Raw genomic sequence first — 13,601 nt, 5'->3', positions numbered from 1 at the left:
TTTCATCAAAGGGTGAGGCTCCCGGCGAGGCCCTCTAGCCTGACACTACATGGCGTAGGAGAGCACGATGCCCAATGAGCATACAATCAATTTGTCTCGCCGCGGCTTCTGCCTGTGCTGCCTAGCCTCGGCTGTTTTCGCCGAGGCGGGAAGTTGGCTGGCGCCGAGACAGTTCATCATTGATCCCCCCTTCTTCACCAGGCTCGCTTACGCGGGCGTATGAACCAGCCGGCTGAGAATCACTGCAGCTTTTCAGTCAAAACTTTAAACCGCTGCCTCTGCAGCCATGCGCACTGGAACCGATCATGGGAAAATTAGACGGAAAAATCGCTCTCGTTACCGGCGGAAGTAGCGGTATCGGCCTGGCAAGTGCAAAGCGCTTTATGGAGGAGGGCGCGTACGTGTTCATAACGGGACGGCGCCAGCCCGAGCTGGATAAAGCCGTCGCGTCGTTAGGTGACAACGTCACTGGCGTTCGCAGCGATGTTTCCAGTGCTCAGGACCTCGACCGACTGTATGAAACCGTCACGGCCAAGAATGGCCGCATCGACATCCTCTTCGCAAATGCCGGGCTTGGCGAGTTCATGCCGCTGGGCGAGATTACCGAGACCCATTTCGACACAACCTTCGGCGTCAACGTTAAAGGCACGCTGTTTACCGTCCAGAAGGCATTGCCGCTGATGCAGGGCGGTGGCTCGATCATTTTAACCGGTTCCACTACTGGAAGCCACGGATCCCCTGCTTTCAGCGTCTACGGCGCGAGCAAAGCAGCGATTCGCAGCTTCGCCCGGAGCTGGATTCTCGATCTGAAAGGTTCCGGGATCCGGGTGAATGTCCTGTCGCCGGGCGCGACTTCGACGCCGGGTTTGCACGGCTTAACGCCTGATCTCGAACAAGGTCGTCAGATGACGGAGTTTTTAATCGCCCAGACTCCTCTGGGACGCATGGGACGTCCGGACGAAATCGCAGCAGCGGCGCTTTTCTTGGCGTCGGAAGAAAGCAGCTTTGTAAATGGCGTCGAATTCTTTGTCGACGGCGGTATGGCGCAAGTATGAGCGTCCGAGATGCGGGCCCGGCTTTATTTTAACTGGTACGACACAAGGTTGATGACATGACCGAAAGCCCGACGTTGTGCTGCGAGCAGCCAGATCTTCTGCTCAAAAAACCAATAGTAATTGGGCATCTATGGGTGGCCACCGACGACGCGCCGGTGAAAGTCTATCTGGCCAGCGCGCCTGTAGAGCGTAAGCGCCGGGATGATGCGCCCGCACGCCAAAATCAACCCCGATACCCAGTGCCGAAGAGAACTTTCGTTCAGCAGGAGAAACCCATGACAAATCTTTCGCGCAGAGCCTTTGCCTTCGCAATCCCCGCGGTCCCAGTTGCACTAGGCTCCGCTTTGGCCGCCAGCGTGAATATCGCGAAAGCGCGGACTGCCGATCCCAAAGCGCTCGTCCCCTCAGCACAAATCAGGATCGGCCGCTTCACCGTAACCGCGCTGGTGGACGGGTTTGCCGATATGCCCTTCGGTTATTTCCCTGGGAGCACGCCCGAACAAGTTGAAGAAGGAGCGCAGGCGATATCGGCGGCCAAGCCCGGAGGCATCCGCTTCGTGTTTAACCAGTATCTCCTCGATGACGGCGAGCGCCTGATCCTGATCGACACCGGCCCCGCCGGCGCGATGGGCAAAACGGGACAGCTCCCCGGTGCGCTCGAAACAATGGGAATCACGAGAGAAGATATTGGGGCGGTCATCGTCACGCATATGCACGTCGATCACCTCGGCGGCCTGGTGGCCGGTGGAAGCCGGAACTTCCCGAATTCTGACGTGTACGTCGATCGGCGTGACGTCGCGTACTGGACTGATCCCGCGAAGAGAATTTCAGCTCCGGAGTTCCTGAAACCCAGCTTCGATGCATCTTTGGAACTGGTCCGCCTCTATCCAAACCTGCAGGCAATGGATGGCGAACGTCAGATCACACCGGGCGTTTCGATCATCGACCTGACCGGCCACACGCCCGGGCACATCGGAGTCCGCATCGAGGATGGCGGACAAAGTCTGCTGATGGTTTCGGACATGCTCTTCCCGGTTGTCCATCCATCGAATCCGGAGGTCGGCTTCCTGTTCGAGCAGGACCGACCGGCCGCGCAGATCATGCGCGAACGATTTTTTCCGCGTGCGGCCGAGGAAAAAGCCCTCGTCGCAGCCACCCACATGCCTTTCCCAGGATTGGGACGGATCGTGACCGACGGCGGAAAGATGCGTTGGATACCAGCCGAGTGGGCTTTTCAGGAATGAGCCCGACCGCCTGCTTTGCAGCACATCATTCCGCAACAAACTCACCAAAGGTGCGGTGAACCCACCTCAAGGAGCCGACGGCGGCGAAGGCGAAGTGCTGCAGTGCTGCGCAGTTCCCGTCTCGTTTCCTGCGACCACCCTCCCATCCTTTCAGCGCTACACAAACAAGGAACTTACCAATGTCCCGTCCGCCGCTTCCCCCTTTCAATGAACAGTCCGCCATCGAGAAGGTCCGCCTTGCCGAAGATGGCTGGAACAGCCGCGATGCCGCCAAAGTGGCGCTTGCCTATACAGTCGACACGCGCTGGCGCAATCGCGCCGAATTCGCAACCAACCGTGCCGAGGCTGAGGCCTTCCTGACGCGCAAATGGAACCGCGAGCTCGATTATCGCCTGATCAAGGAGCTTTGGGCCTTTCAGTGTAACCGCATTGCCGTTCGCTATGCCTATGAATACCACGACGACAGCGGTCAGTGGTTTCGTGCCTATGGCAACGAGAATTGGGAGTTCGCCGAAGACGGGCTAATGCGCGCGCGCCATGCCAGCATCAACGAGCATCCGATCGCGGAAGCGGGTCGCAAGTTCCGTTGGCCGCTGGGCCGCCGACCGGACGATCACCCAGGGTTGAGCGACTTCGGCTTTTAAGCGAGACCCGGATCAAGGAGGTCACCGCCGTGGCAGGCTTCAAGCTCGATGCGAAGGCACGGCTGTCGATCGAGCTCGCGCTTACCGCCGGACGCGATGATCGCATTTTTGTCCGGCAGCAGGAGGAAGAAGCGAAGGCTCGGCGCGCGACGTCAAAGAGATCCCTGCTCGCCAACGGCGCGTGGAACATCCAACGGGGAAGTGGTTCTGGCCAGTCTTTCCAGGCAAACGCGTGAAGGGACAATCACTGGAGATTGAGCACGATTCAGGCCGACGCCCATGCTCGTTCAATCGGCAATCTTGAGGACCAATTATGACTGACGAATGGCCTCCACTTAAACCGGATCTCACTGGTGTACGCGGTTTGTGCCCCCGTTGTGGGAAAGGGCATCTTTTCAACGGGTTCCTGACGCTTAAGCCTAAATGCGAAGTGTGCGATCTCGACTTCTCGTTTGCAGATCCCGCTGATGGTCCCGCGTTCTTCGTAATCTGCTTTGCATGTGTGCCGAGCGTTCTTCTTGGCGTATGGCAGCAGGTCGCTTTTGACACACCGTACTGGGTCCATCTGCTGACCACGCTGCCCTTCATGCTCATCACTTGCATCCCCCCGCTTCGGCCTCTCAAAGGTTGGCTCATCGCGAGCCAGTATTTCTATAAGGCTGAGGAAGGCAAGATCGACCGCGATTACGTGAGGCCTCGGCACGCTTCGTCCGGCGACGGCGAGGAAATCACACCTGCTGCCGTACCGACCTCTGGCGACGACTCATAAAGATGCGTTCGATACCAGCCGAGTGGGCTCATCCGGACCTAGGAGCACGCGCGTCATCGTTGACGATACCGTTCGCGGTTTCACCAACAATCATGAAACGATCAAATGCATTCAACGCCAAACCCACAGCCGGGGTGTTGTAGCCTTGATCAGATGTCAGGCGTATAACTAACTTCACGGGTACGGCTATTGCTACACGGCGAAAAGGACGGGCTCAACGGATGACATCCGACGATAATAGGCACGAGCCTGTCGAACAATTGTTCGACACTCCCGAACTTGCGACTGCGCTCGAAAGTGAACAGTTCAAGAAGTTCCTCGACCAAGTTCCTATCGCAATTGCGGTATCGGATCTGAGGGATCGCGAGACGGTGGTCTACGCCAATCCAGAATTCGAGAAGCTTTCCGGGCTTGCCGCCGCTCGCCTTGAGCAGGAGAATTGGAACGGGCTTTCGGGGAGTGCGGTGAAAGCGCCCTTCGATCAGCGGATCGATGAAGCGATTGTCACACAAACGGACTTCATTGGAACCTTCCGCCTCGAGCGCAAAGGCTCAGGTTCAGCGATCGTAGACGCCTATTCGAATGTCATCGAGGACGACGATGGCAAGCTCTGCTTTCGGCTTGTCGCCCTGGTGGATGTGTCTGCCCATAGCGAGGCGGACAAACTGTCCATTGAGGAGCGGATCCGGGAGAAAGATACGCTCCTCCGCGAGCTGCAGCACAGGGTCAAGAACAACCTGCAAATGATCACTGCGCTCATCCGAATGGAAACTCGAAACGCAGTCGAGCCAGACAAGACGCGATTTGAGCGGCTGGCTGGGCGCGTTGACGCACTCGCGATCCTGTATCAAGCGCTGTCTGGTGAGGATGACAAGAACGAGATCGATTTGGGCGTCTATCTGAGCCAGATAGCCTCCGCCGTGATGACCTCTCACGCGGTGGAGGGTATCCGCCTCGACATGAAGGTCGACACCTATCCGGTTTCGATAAATGTCGCCATGCCGACAGGACTGGTTGTGAACGAGCTTCTCACAAACGCGCTGAAGCATGCCTTCAGAGGTCGGGAGGGAGGGATAATCACGCTGCGGAGCATAGTTGACGGCAATGGTTGCCGGGTCGTGGTCGCTGACGACGGTATCGGTCTGCCTGAGGGTGTGACATGGCCCGCACCCGGTAAACTCGGAGCCCTCATCGCGCGGTCGCTGACCGAAAATGCCAAGGCGCAGTTCGACGTCACCTCGGCCGTCGGTGAAGGAACCAAGGTGACCATCATCTTCAATCGGTCGGCTGCGATCGCCGGCTGAATAGATCATATAGCCGGCTCGACCGGAATCGCCATTACTGGCATAAACCGCCCGCGGTAGGATCTATGGATTTATCATCGGGGCCGCCCGCCCTGGAGTTGTAGGGAAAGCGAGACGCACCGCCAGAGCCTCTGAGAGATCTGCGACTGAGGTCGACTGCACGAACGAATGGTGATGTGGCCCCGCCTCCCGATCCAAGGACCGCTTCGGGATCGAGAACTGCACCTTTAACTGGGCGGGCTCGAAGGTCCGAAAGTGCGCAACCAGGACCGATAGCTTCGCGCTGCCGATGTCCGCTTTCGAGTAACAGCGAAATTGCTTCGAATGACCAAGATAGGCGCTAAGCCGACCTTCGAACGGCACGATTGAACACGCGTCCTGCTACCGTCATCTCTAAGCGCTTACCGCGTCGCCCGGCGCCGTCCCTCCACGGCGTCAAGCCGCTCCTGCAGATGCCCGTTCAGCACGATCATTTCCTTGAGTGCCTTCACCGCGTCGCCCTTGTGCTGTGCGATGAAGTTATCGGCGATTGCCTGAAGGACAGCCTCCTGGCGGCTGTCCAGCGTCACCATGTGGTCCATGGCGATGCCTCAAACCGTTTCTGTCCAAATTGAACAAAACGGGAACAAAAATGTCAAGTGTGAATTGACTTGGCGAGGAATGCCTTCCTATTTGACAGAGGTGGGGCGGTTGCTCACAAACTGGGGAGAGCCGCGATGGGCAGACGAAAAAGCCGGTTCGACAGGCTGTCGGCGAGGCATGCGGAGGCGATCATCAGCGACGCTCTCAGCCTGCGCAGGACGGTGCTTTCGTCGCAACTGCATCTGAAGGCGCATGGCGAGCTGTTTTGGCAGCTTTGCGGGCTTGTCGAAAAATTGCATGAGGTGATGGCCAGCGTCGCGGAAAAGGAGCCCGATTTCCGGATGCCGGATCTTGGCCTGCTTCCGCTTCCCGAGGATTATTTGACTCGGAATTGAGCCATGGCCGGGCCGATGGACAGCGTTGGACGTGCCGCGAAGGCCAACATGCTGCTGATCGTCGAGTGCGGCCACTGCTACCATGTCGGGCGTTTTCGGGCCAACGACGTGGCCAAGGTGGTGGGCTGGAACAAGCCGCTGGAGACCATCCGATTCAGATGCAAGCGGTGCAACCGAACGGACACGACGGTGAAGACCCAGTTCGTCGACCAGGACCATCCGCCAAAAGGCTACATCTGGGTCCTGCAAAAATTCAAGCTTTAGAACAGCGAACCCTGTACCGGCGCCTGTGGCGCTTGCGGCGGAAATTTTATCTGCGTCGCCGGCTTGTCGACGATCACCAGCGCGTCGTCGGGTGCCGTGCGCTGCAGGTGCCTGGCCTGCGACCACGGCGCGGTCAGCCAGGTCTCGGTTTCCTCCTGCGTGGTCAGGATCACGGGCATCGCCTTCTCGTGGATCGGCGCGATCAGGGCGTTTGGCCTGGTGGTCAGAAAACCGTAGAGCTCGAACTCGCCGGGGCCGTCCTTGATCTTGCGCACGCCTTGCCAGCGTGTCCACAGCCCGGCGAAGAAGAACAGCGGCCGCGCCTCGTTCAGCGCGAACCAGTAGTTTTTCTGGATACCGGTATCCGGATCCTTGTCGCCCGGCGTTGGGCTCGGTTCGGCAAAACTGGTGAGCGGCACCACGCAGCGGTTCTCGACGCCGAGATATTGCTGCCAGTGGCCATATTGCGGGTTGCGGATGTTGGTGGTGCCGTAGTCGGCCTTGCCCTTCACGCGTTCGATCGGCGTCGGCATGCCCCACAGCAGGTTGGCCAGCTCGCGCGTCCCGTCAGGCGCGTTGCGCACCACCGGGCCGGGCTGGTTGGGGTAGATGTCGATGGAGGGCTCGAGATTGCCGAGGCTATCGCGCAAGACGCGGGTCCACTGGCGGATCGCTTCCTGGCTGGTGGTGATGTTGTAGAGGTTGCACATGTCGAGCCCCAGGGATGTTCAGGCATCTTGTGGGAAAGGGCAGGTAATTTCCAGCGCTGTCCGGCTGGCTGCTGACACGCTACCCCACCACCACAGCGCCGCGATCACCGCCGCCATCCCGGCGGTCGACCGCGATACTGCCGCGCGCAGCGGCGAACCGCGGGCTCCGCTTACGCAACGCACACCGCTCGTGCGCGTTCTACCCATTAGGAGGAGCATGGCGATGTGACAGCTGGTCTCATGCGCTCACAATCGGAGGCAAACCATGATGTCCAAGTTTAGAGATGCCCTTGACCGCGGCAAGGAAGCTCGCCGTGAGCAAAAAGGGAAGGTCGGCAATGAGAAGGCCGAGGCGGTGGACTTCGGCGCGCAAGCAAGGGCCTGGCTAAACGACGTCGTGGTTGCGTCGCTGGAGACGGCCAGGGCTGACGTAGCAGGCGAGGTGGCCGTCGAGATGGACACCGCGCCACGCCGCCAAGCCAAAGCATCAACACCATCTATTCGGTTCAGGATCTACAGGAAGCGGGGAACGGAAAAGGAGGTGGTCGGAAGGACGTTCACGGTCAACGTTCAGTTGAGTGGGCAAGTGTCGGTCTCTTCGCCGGGGATGGTGGCGAGAGAAGTGGGAAATATCGGGGATAGGGCTGACGAGCGGTTCTCTAGCTTGCTGGCGGAACTGATCGAGGACGCAGCGAAGGGCACTTAGCCAGCAAGGTGTCGAGAAGGGGCTGGCGATTTCCAGCGCTGTCCGCCGGTTTGCTGACACGCCGGCCCTGTCAGTAACAGCTTTCCGGATGCCGCAAACGCGCCTTCCGTTAACCTTTCGTTAACCATGGCTGGCTAGCGTTTACCTATCAGTAAGGAATCGCTGTCCGTGACCTTCGCCGCCCCCGTCGAGACCAAATCCATTCGCTTTCGCGCCCGCTCCTTCGTCGCCTTCACGCTCACCCCGGAGACGCCGCTTTCGGAGTGGCTGGAAAGCCTCGACCGCTGGATCGGCAATTCTCCCGGCTATTTTGCCGGCCGCCCGGTGGTGCTCAACCTCAACACGTTGAAGCCCGCGGTCAGCCAGATCGAAGCGCTGGTTGCCGAGCTTGGCCTGCGCGGCATCCGCATCTATGCCATCGAGCTCGAAGGCAACACGGTGCTTGAGCCCAGTCTGCCGCCTTTGCTGATCGGCGCCAAAGAGGCCACAGCCGGGCTGCTCATGCAGGCCGACCAAAAGGCTGCCGGCAGGCCGGAAGAGGCGGGCAGGGCGGAAGAAGGCAGGGCGGAACCGGGCAAGCAGTCAGAAGACAGGCAACCAGAAGACAGGCTGCCGGACGCGCCGGCCACGCTGATGGTCAAGACGCCGATCCGCTCGGGCCAGTCGATCTTCCACGCGCATGGCGATGTCATCGTGCTGGGCTCGGTCGCCTCCGGTTCCGAGATCGTCGCCGCCGGCTCGATCCATGTCTACGGCACGCTGCGCGGGCGGGCGTCGGCCGGTGTGCTCGGCCATGCGGCGGCCCGCATCTTCTGCCGCAAAAACGAGGCCGAACTGCTGTCGGTCGACGGCTGGTATTGCACCGCCGAGGAGATGGAGCCGGCCTTGCGTGGAAAAGCGGTGCAGGCGTTTCTGGAAAAGGACACGCTGCGCATCGCGCCGTTCAGCCAATGAAGTTACTCGAAAGTACGCAGCGGTTTTGAATAGAAACAAAGACTAAGCGCATCGCATAAATCAAACGCTTAACAATACGAACAACAATAAGGAGGCATAGATGGGCAAAGTTGTGGTGGTCACCTCGGGCAAGGGGGGCGTCGGCAAGACGACCTCGACGGCCGCCCTTGGCGCCGCCGTCGCGAGAACCGGCAAGAGGGTGGCGCTGGTCGACTTCGACGTGGGTTTGAGGAACCTCGACCTGATCATGGGCGCCGAGCGGCGGGTGGTGTTCGACCTGGTCAACGTCATCCAGGGAACGGCCAAGCTGTCGCAGGCGCTGATCCGCGACAAGCGGGTCGAGACGCTGTTCCTGCTGCCGGCCTCGCAGACGCGCGACAAGGATGCGCTGACCGAGGAGGGCGTCGGCGAGGTGATCGAAAAGCTGAGCTCGGTGTTCGACTACGTCTTCTGCGACAGCCCGGCCGGCATCGAGCGCGGCGCGCAGCTTGCCATGCGCTTTGCCGACGAGGCGGTCATCGTCACCAACCCGGAAGTCAGTTCGGTGCGCGATTCCGATCGCATCATCGGCCTGCTCGACGCCAGGACCGTCAAGGCCGAGCGGGGCGAGCAGATCGCCAAGCATGTGCTGGTGACGCGGTACGATGCGGCGCGCGCGGCGCGCGGCGAAATGCTCTCGATCGACGACGTGCTCGAGATCCTGTCGACGCCGCTGCTGGGCATCATTCCCGAGAGCCAGGACGTGCTCAAGGCCTCCAACCTCGGGTCGCCGGTGACACTCAGCGATCCGACCAACTCCGCCGCCCGCGCCTATATCGAGGCGGCCAAACGGCTCGAGGGCGAGGACCTGCCGGTCGTCGTGCCGTTCGAGCGCAAGGGCTTTCTCGATCGGCTTTTTGGAAGGAGGGCAGCATGAGCCTGTTAGACCTCTTCAAGCGGCGCGGCAGCGCGCCGGTGGCTCGCGAGCGGCTGCAGGTGCTGCTCGCCTATGAGCGCCGCAACCGCAGCCAGCCCGATCTCGTCTCGGTGCTGCGCGAGGAGATCATGGCCGTCATCGCCAGGCATGTGCAGATCGACCAGGATTATCTGCAGGTCTCGATGGATCGCGGCGAGACGATGTCGACGCTGGAGATCGACATCCAGATCCCCAACAAGAGCGCTAGGCCGCTGGCCATGTCGGCCTGAGCGTTGCGCCTGTAGTGGTTTTTGACGCCGGCGGGACAGCGCCCCCTCTGGCCTGCCCTCTTTGCCCCCACTTGGCATCTCCCCCTCAAGGGGGGAGATTGGCAGCTTCGGCGCACCGCTCGCCTCTGCATCAACCATGCGTACGCTTCCCATCCATCTGCCACTTGCGCAACCAACAAAAGGGTGAAAACGTTGGTCCGGGGTAAATGGGCAAGGGTGGTCGTCGCGGCTGTTAGAAGCTCCGGGGCGGCCTTGAAAAGCGATGAATTTTCCACAGTTCCTGGTGGGGATGACCGCCGCGGCATTCGTCGTGGCGCTCTCGATTTATTTGGCAACGGGTTCAATCTGGAAGGCGCTCGGCTGGACGGTCCTCACCTTGATCGTTCTGCAGCTTGGATATTTTTTGTCCGTCGTCCGGCTGATCTATAGGGCCGAACGAAAGACACACAGTGACCGCGACCCGCGAGTACTGGACCGTCGAGACTGCATGCGGTTTCGAGATTCAGGTCGGCCACCACAAATATAAACATGCCTAGACCATGATGTTCATCAGATAGACAGTATGGTCTAAACCGCTTGAAAGCGGACATGTTCGGTTCTGGGAATGTGCCTTGGACGTTCCGTTACTTTAGTCAACCAGTATATATCTCCGGGTGCATATGCCCGATACTGCGCAGCGCGTCATCCGCGCCAGCTCCGTCGCTCTGCTCACTCCGCCGCCAGCCTGTCCTGCGTCCTGGTGTCGAAGTCGCTGGCGTCGTGGCGCTCGTGCAATTGCATCGCCGGCTCGCCGAAGGCGCGGTTGACCATGCGGCCGCGCTGCACCGCCGGCCGCGCGTCGATCGCGTCGGCCCAGCGCTGCACGTGCTTGTATTCCTGCACCGACAGGAACGCGCCGGCGTCGTTGTACATGCGGCCCTTGGCCAGCCCGCCATACCAGGGCCACACGGCGATGTCGGCAATCGTGTAGGCGTCGCCGCCGAGATATTCGCTTACCGCCAGGCGCCGGTCGAGCACGTCCATCTGGCGCTTCACCTCCATGGCGAAGCGGTCGATGGCATATTCGAATTTTTCCGGTGCATAGGCGTAGAAATGGCCGAAGCCGCCGCCGAGATAGGGCGCCGAGCCCATTTGCCAGAACAGCCACGACAGGGTTTCTGCGCGCGCCGGCTGCTCGATCGGCAGGAACTCGCCGAATTTCTCGGCCAGATGCAGCAGGATCGAGCCGGATTCGAAGACGCGGATCGGCTTTGGCCCGCTGCGGTCCATCAGCGCCGGGATCTTGGAGTTGGGATTGACCTCGACGAAGCCGCTGCCGAACTGGTCGCCGTCGTTGATCCTGATCAGCCAGGCGTCATATTCGGCGCCTTTGTGGCCGCGCGCCAGCAACTCCTCCAGCATGATCGTCACCTTCACGCCGTTTGGTGTCGCCTGCGAGTAAAGCTGCAGCGGATGCTTGCCGACCGGCAGCTGCATGTCATGCGTCGGGCCGGCGATCGGCCGGTTGATGCTGGCGAAGGCGCCGCCATTTTCCTTGTTCCAGATCCATACTTTCGGCGGTGTGTATTGGTTCATTTCGGAGGCCTTTGATGTGAGCGGAGAGGGTCTTGGGGAGGATCAGCTTGCATAGATACAGGTAGTGCGGGCTGACGGAAGTTCAACTTGTGTTGAACTATTGTCGATATCGGCAGCGCAAGCCTGCGCGATTGCATCCGGCCCTTGCGCCTCGTCACCTGCGCCATAGCTATAGAAGATGCCGGCCCTCTGAAACGGTCGTCGTGAATATGGCCAGGATTGAGAGCATGACCATCGATACGATTTTGCGGTCCATCGTGACGGTGCGGGCTTCGATCCCGGATGATGCCTTCACCGCGAATGCGCTGGGCACCAGCCGGGAAGGCAGCGGCGTGGTCATTCGCGACAACGGCCTGGTGCTCACCATCGGCTATCTCATCACCGAGGCGGAAGAAGTCTGGCTGACCGACCACAGCGGGCGCGTGATTCCCGCGCACGCGCTCGCCTACGACCAGGAAACGGGCTTCGGCCTGGTGCAGGCGCTGGCCCCGCTCTCCCTGCCCGCAGTGGCTTTCGGCGACGCGGCCAGGGCGATGGCCGGCGACCCGGTGGTGCTCGCCGACGGCATCGGCCAGGCGGTCAGCGCGTACATCGTCACCAAGCAGGAATTCGCCGGCTATTGGGAATATCTGCTGGACGAGGCGATCTTCACCGCGCCGGCTCATCCGTCATGGGGAGGTGCGGCCCTCATCGGGCAGGACGGCAGGCTGCTCGGCATCGGTTCTCTGCGCCTGCAGATGAGCCGCGCCGGCGAGATCGCCGATATCAACATGGTGGTGCCGATCGACCTGCTGCCGCCCATCCTCGACGATCTGCTGACACGCGGCCAGGTTGTCAAGCCACCGCGCCCATGGCTCGGCGCCTTCTCCGCCGAAAGCAATGGCGAGGTCGTGGTGATGAGCGTCGCCGAAGGCAGTCCGGCCGCCGAAGCCGGCCTGCGCCAGGGCGACATCATCTCGGATGTGCGCGACGGCGAAGTCGACGGGCTCGCCGATTTCTACCGCAAGTTGTGGCAGAACCCGGCGGGCGCCGAGATCCCGTTGCGTGTTGTGCGTGACGGCCGCGAAACCTGGCTGCGCGTCAAGTCGGCCGACCGCAACAGCTTTCTTAGGAAACCGCAGCTGCAGTGAGGCGCTTTCCTTCCCCCACAAGGCGAGCAGGAGGAACCGGTTCTGCCAGGACGTTGTTACATCACGATTGGAAGAACCGCCATGAGCTCGGGCGAGGACAGTGACGCTGCCAATCTCCCCCCTCGTGGGGGAGATGCCCGGTAGGGCAGAGGGGGGCGCTGTCCCGCCGGCCTTCAAGCCTTTGCAACTGCACCTCATGTCAATTCCCGGTTGGTCAAGAGGTAACGAGACGATGGCAATCCTTCGCGCCCCCCCTCTGTCCTGCCGGACATCTCCCCCACAAGGAGGGAGATTGGCAGTTTTGCTGTCCCGCCAACCTTGCAACAAGGCCACTGTTGCTGCATTCGATCGGAGCCAAGCAGCGACAAAGGAGAACCGATGACGACCACACAAAGGCGGACCCGCTGATGGCGCCGGTCGAGGTCGACCCCGCCGAGGTCCGCGAATTCAGCGATGCCGAGAGCTTCTACACCTGGCTCGGCAAGCATCACGACACCGAGACAGAAATCTGGATCAAGATCCACAAGGTCGGTTCGGGACTGCCTTCGATCACGCCCAAGGAGGCCATCGACGTCGTGCTGTGCTGGGGCTGGATCGATGCCGTGCGCAAGGGGCTCGACGACAAGAGCTATTTGCAGCGCTACACACCGCGCGGCAGGAAGAGCATCTGGAGCCAGATCAACGTCGACAACGTCGCCCGGCTGATCGAGTCGGGCCGGATGACCGAGCATGGGCTCAAACAGGTCGAGGCGGCGAAGACCGACGGGCGCTGGGCGCGCGCCTATGCAAGCGGCAAGGACATGAAAATCCCCGCGGATCTGCGGGCCGCAATAGACGCCGAGCCCAAGGCCAAGGCGATGCTGGCAAGGCTCAGCGCGCAGAACCGCTTCGCGCTCGCCTTCCGCATCCACAACATGAAGACCGAGGCTGGCCGCGAGAAGAAGATCGCCGCCTTCGTCGAAATGCTGAAGCGCGGTGAGGCGATCTACCCGCAAGGGAAGAAGTGAGGCTGGCGCCGTCGCGGCTGTGGCTGCCATTGCGGCAAAGTTCGCGCCTCGTGGGTGTCAGGATGAGAGAAATTGGC

18 protein-coding genes are annotated in these 13,601 nt (G+C 60.9%); 15 read left to right on the top strand and 3 right to left on the bottom strand.

Features of this window, described 5'->3' with window-relative positions:
- Window positions 1–305: 305 nt before the first annotated feature.
- From AC0L2R_RS13125 to AC0L2R_RS13100, 6 genes are all read left to right on the top strand, one after another.
- A complete protein-coding gene (locus tag AC0L2R_RS13125; protein ID WP_473509353.1) occupies window positions 306–1,055 on the top strand; it encodes an SDR family NAD(P)-dependent oxidoreductase in 750 nt (249 codons plus the stop codon).
- Window positions 1,056–1,330: 275 nt separating this feature from the next.
- Entirely contained in the window at window positions 1,331–2,299 is a 969-nt protein-coding gene (locus tag AC0L2R_RS13120) for an MBL fold metallo-hydrolase (protein WP_473509372.1), read from the top strand.
- Between the two features lie 179 nt (window positions 2,300–2,478).
- Entirely contained in the window at window positions 2,479–2,943 is a 465-nt protein-coding gene (locus AC0L2R_RS13115) for a nuclear transport factor 2 family protein (RefSeq protein ID WP_473509352.1), read from the top strand.
- Between the two features lie 29 nt (window positions 2,944–2,972).
- Complete coding sequence (locus tag AC0L2R_RS13110; protein WP_473509350.1) at window positions 2,973–3,179, top strand: hypothetical protein; 207 nt, start codon at window positions 2,973–2,975, stop codon at window positions 3,177–3,179.
- 77 nt (window positions 3,180–3,256) lie between these two features.
- On the top strand, window positions 3,257–3,712 hold the full coding sequence (locus AC0L2R_RS13105; protein ID WP_473509348.1) for a DUF983 domain-containing protein: 456 nt from the start codon (window positions 3,257–3,259) through the stop codon (window positions 3,710–3,712).
- A 221-nt stretch (window positions 3,713–3,933) separates the two neighbouring features.
- Entirely contained in the window at window positions 3,934–5,016 is a 1,083-nt protein-coding gene (locus AC0L2R_RS13100; protein WP_473509346.1) for a sensor histidine kinase, read from the top strand.
- 401 nt (window positions 5,017–5,417) lie between these two features.
- Here the strand turns inward: AC0L2R_RS13100 and AC0L2R_RS13095 are convergent, their stop codons facing one another.
- Window positions 5,418–5,597: a hypothetical protein gene (locus AC0L2R_RS13095; RefSeq protein WP_473509345.1), complete on the bottom strand. Its 180-nt coding sequence runs from the start codon at window positions 5,595–5,597 to the stop codon at window positions 5,418–5,420.
- A gap of 135 nt (window positions 5,598–5,732) precedes the next feature.
- Between AC0L2R_RS13095 and AC0L2R_RS13090 the strand changes: the two genes are divergently transcribed.
- Complete coding sequence (locus AC0L2R_RS13090; RefSeq protein ID WP_287223933.1) at window positions 5,733–5,993, top strand: hypothetical protein; 261 nt, start codon at window positions 5,733–5,735, stop codon at window positions 5,991–5,993.
- A 3-nt stretch (window positions 5,994–5,996) separates the two neighbouring features.
- Entirely contained in the window at window positions 5,997–6,257 is a 261-nt protein-coding gene (locus AC0L2R_RS13085) for a hypothetical protein (RefSeq protein WP_023803860.1), read from the top strand.
- Here the strand turns inward: AC0L2R_RS13085 and AC0L2R_RS13080 are convergent.
- Complete coding sequence (locus tag AC0L2R_RS13080) at window positions 6,254–6,967, bottom strand: SOS response-associated peptidase (RefSeq protein ID WP_473509343.1); 714 nt, start codon at window positions 6,965–6,967, stop codon at window positions 6,254–6,256. The two genes, AC0L2R_RS13085 and AC0L2R_RS13080, sit on opposite strands and share 4 nt — an antisense overlap.
- A 265-nt stretch (window positions 6,968–7,232) precedes the next feature.
- On the opposite strand from AC0L2R_RS13080, the gene AC0L2R_RS13075 reads away from it, so the two are divergent.
- The 5 genes from AC0L2R_RS13075 (at window position 7,233) to AC0L2R_RS13055 (ending at window position 10,338) form a co-directional block, all read left to right on the top strand.
- The gene (locus AC0L2R_RS13075; RefSeq protein WP_473509341.1) at window positions 7,233–7,673 is read left to right on the top strand and encodes a hypothetical protein; all 441 of its coding nucleotides are present in this window, start codon (window positions 7,233–7,235) and stop codon (window positions 7,671–7,673) included.
- Between the two features lie 168 nt (window positions 7,674–7,841).
- Complete coding sequence (gene minC / locus AC0L2R_RS13070) at window positions 7,842–8,627, top strand: septum site-determining protein MinC (protein WP_473509340.1); 786 nt, start codon at window positions 7,842–7,844, stop codon at window positions 8,625–8,627.
- A 100-nt stretch (window positions 8,628–8,727) separates the two neighbouring features.
- Window positions 8,728–9,543 (top strand): septum site-determining protein MinD, encoded by an 816-nt coding sequence (gene minD, locus AC0L2R_RS13065; protein WP_023803856.1) that lies wholly within the window; start codon window positions 8,728–8,730, stop codon window positions 9,541–9,543.
- Window positions 9,540–9,812 carry a cell division topological specificity factor MinE gene (gene minE / locus AC0L2R_RS13060; protein ID WP_023803855.1) on the top strand — a complete coding sequence of 91 codons (273 nt, stop codon included), beginning with the start codon at window positions 9,540–9,542 and terminating at the stop codon, window positions 9,810–9,812. The genes minD and minE overlap by 4 nt, the downstream gene beginning before the upstream one ends.
- A 262-nt stretch (window positions 9,813–10,074) precedes the next feature.
- The gene (locus AC0L2R_RS13055; protein WP_128174977.1) at window positions 10,075–10,338 is read left to right on the top strand and encodes an exopolysaccharide production repressor protein; all 264 of its coding nucleotides are present in this window, start codon (window positions 10,075–10,077) and stop codon (window positions 10,336–10,338) included.
- Window positions 10,339–10,520: 182 nt separating this feature from the next.
- Here the strand turns inward: AC0L2R_RS13055 and yghU are convergent, their stop codons facing one another.
- Entirely contained in the window at window positions 10,521–11,387 is an 867-nt protein-coding gene (gene yghU, locus AC0L2R_RS13050; protein ID WP_473509338.1) for a glutathione-dependent disulfide-bond oxidoreductase, read from the bottom strand.
- Window positions 11,388–11,614: 227 nt separating this feature from the next.
- Between yghU and AC0L2R_RS13045 the strand changes: the two genes are divergently transcribed.
- A complete protein-coding gene (locus AC0L2R_RS13045; RefSeq protein ID WP_473509337.1) occupies window positions 11,615–12,517 on the top strand; it encodes a S1C family serine protease in 903 nt (300 codons plus the stop codon).
- A gap of 407 nt (window positions 12,518–12,924) precedes the next feature.
- Complete coding sequence (locus AC0L2R_RS13040) at window positions 12,925–13,524, top strand: YdeI/OmpD-associated family protein (protein ID WP_473509335.1); 600 nt, start codon at window positions 12,925–12,927, stop codon at window positions 13,522–13,524.
- Window positions 13,525–13,601 lie beyond the last annotated feature (77 nt).

This window comes from Mesorhizobium sp. WSM4820, assembly GCF_055811075.1.
Note: the sequence above shows the minus strand (reverse complement) of the source record. Positions and strands in the feature narration are given on the sequence as shown.

Coding starts and splice junctions, on each gene's coding strand:
- AC0L2R_RS13125 (WP_473509353.1), top strand. CDS start 306: ATGGGAAAATTAGACGGAAAAATCGCTCTCGTTACCGGCGGAAGTAGC.
- AC0L2R_RS13120 (WP_473509372.1), top strand. CDS start 1,331: ATGACAAATCTTTCGCGCAGAGCCTTTGCCTTCGCAATCCCCGCGGTC.
- AC0L2R_RS13115 (WP_473509352.1), top strand. CDS start 2,479: ATGTCCCGTCCGCCGCTTCCCCCTTTCAATGAACAGTCCGCCATCGAG.
- AC0L2R_RS13105 (WP_473509348.1), top strand. CDS start 3,257: ATGACTGACGAATGGCCTCCACTTAAACCGGATCTCACTGGTGTACGC.
- AC0L2R_RS13100 (WP_473509346.1), top strand. CDS start 3,934: ATGACATCCGACGATAATAGGCACGAGCCTGTCGAACAATTGTTCGAC.
- AC0L2R_RS13095 (WP_473509345.1), bottom strand. CDS start 5,597: ATGGACCACATGGTGACGCTGGACAGCCGCCAGGAGGCTGTCCTTCAG.
- AC0L2R_RS13090 (WP_287223933.1), top strand. CDS start 5,733: ATGGGCAGACGAAAAAGCCGGTTCGACAGGCTGTCGGCGAGGCATGCG.
- AC0L2R_RS13085 (WP_023803860.1), top strand. CDS start 5,997: ATGGCCGGGCCGATGGACAGCGTTGGACGTGCCGCGAAGGCCAACATG.
- AC0L2R_RS13080 (WP_473509343.1), bottom strand. CDS start 6,967: ATGTGCAACCTCTACAACATCACCACCAGCCAGGAAGCGATCCGCCAG.
- AC0L2R_RS13075 (WP_473509341.1), top strand. CDS start 7,233: ATGATGTCCAAGTTTAGAGATGCCCTTGACCGCGGCAAGGAAGCTCGC.
- minD (WP_023803856.1), top strand. CDS start 8,728: ATGGGCAAAGTTGTGGTGGTCACCTCGGGCAAGGGGGGCGTCGGCAAG.
- minE (WP_023803855.1), top strand. CDS start 9,540: ATGAGCCTGTTAGACCTCTTCAAGCGGCGCGGCAGCGCGCCGGTGGCT.
- AC0L2R_RS13055 (WP_128174977.1), top strand. CDS start 10,075: ATGAATTTTCCACAGTTCCTGGTGGGGATGACCGCCGCGGCATTCGTC.
- yghU (WP_473509338.1), bottom strand. CDS start 11,387: ATGAACCAATACACACCGCCGAAAGTATGGATCTGGAACAAGGAAAAT.
- AC0L2R_RS13045 (WP_473509337.1), top strand. CDS start 11,615: ATGACCATCGATACGATTTTGCGGTCCATCGTGACGGTGCGGGCTTCG.
- AC0L2R_RS13040 (WP_473509335.1), top strand. CDS start 12,925: ATGGCGCCGGTCGAGGTCGACCCCGCCGAGGTCCGCGAATTCAGCGAT.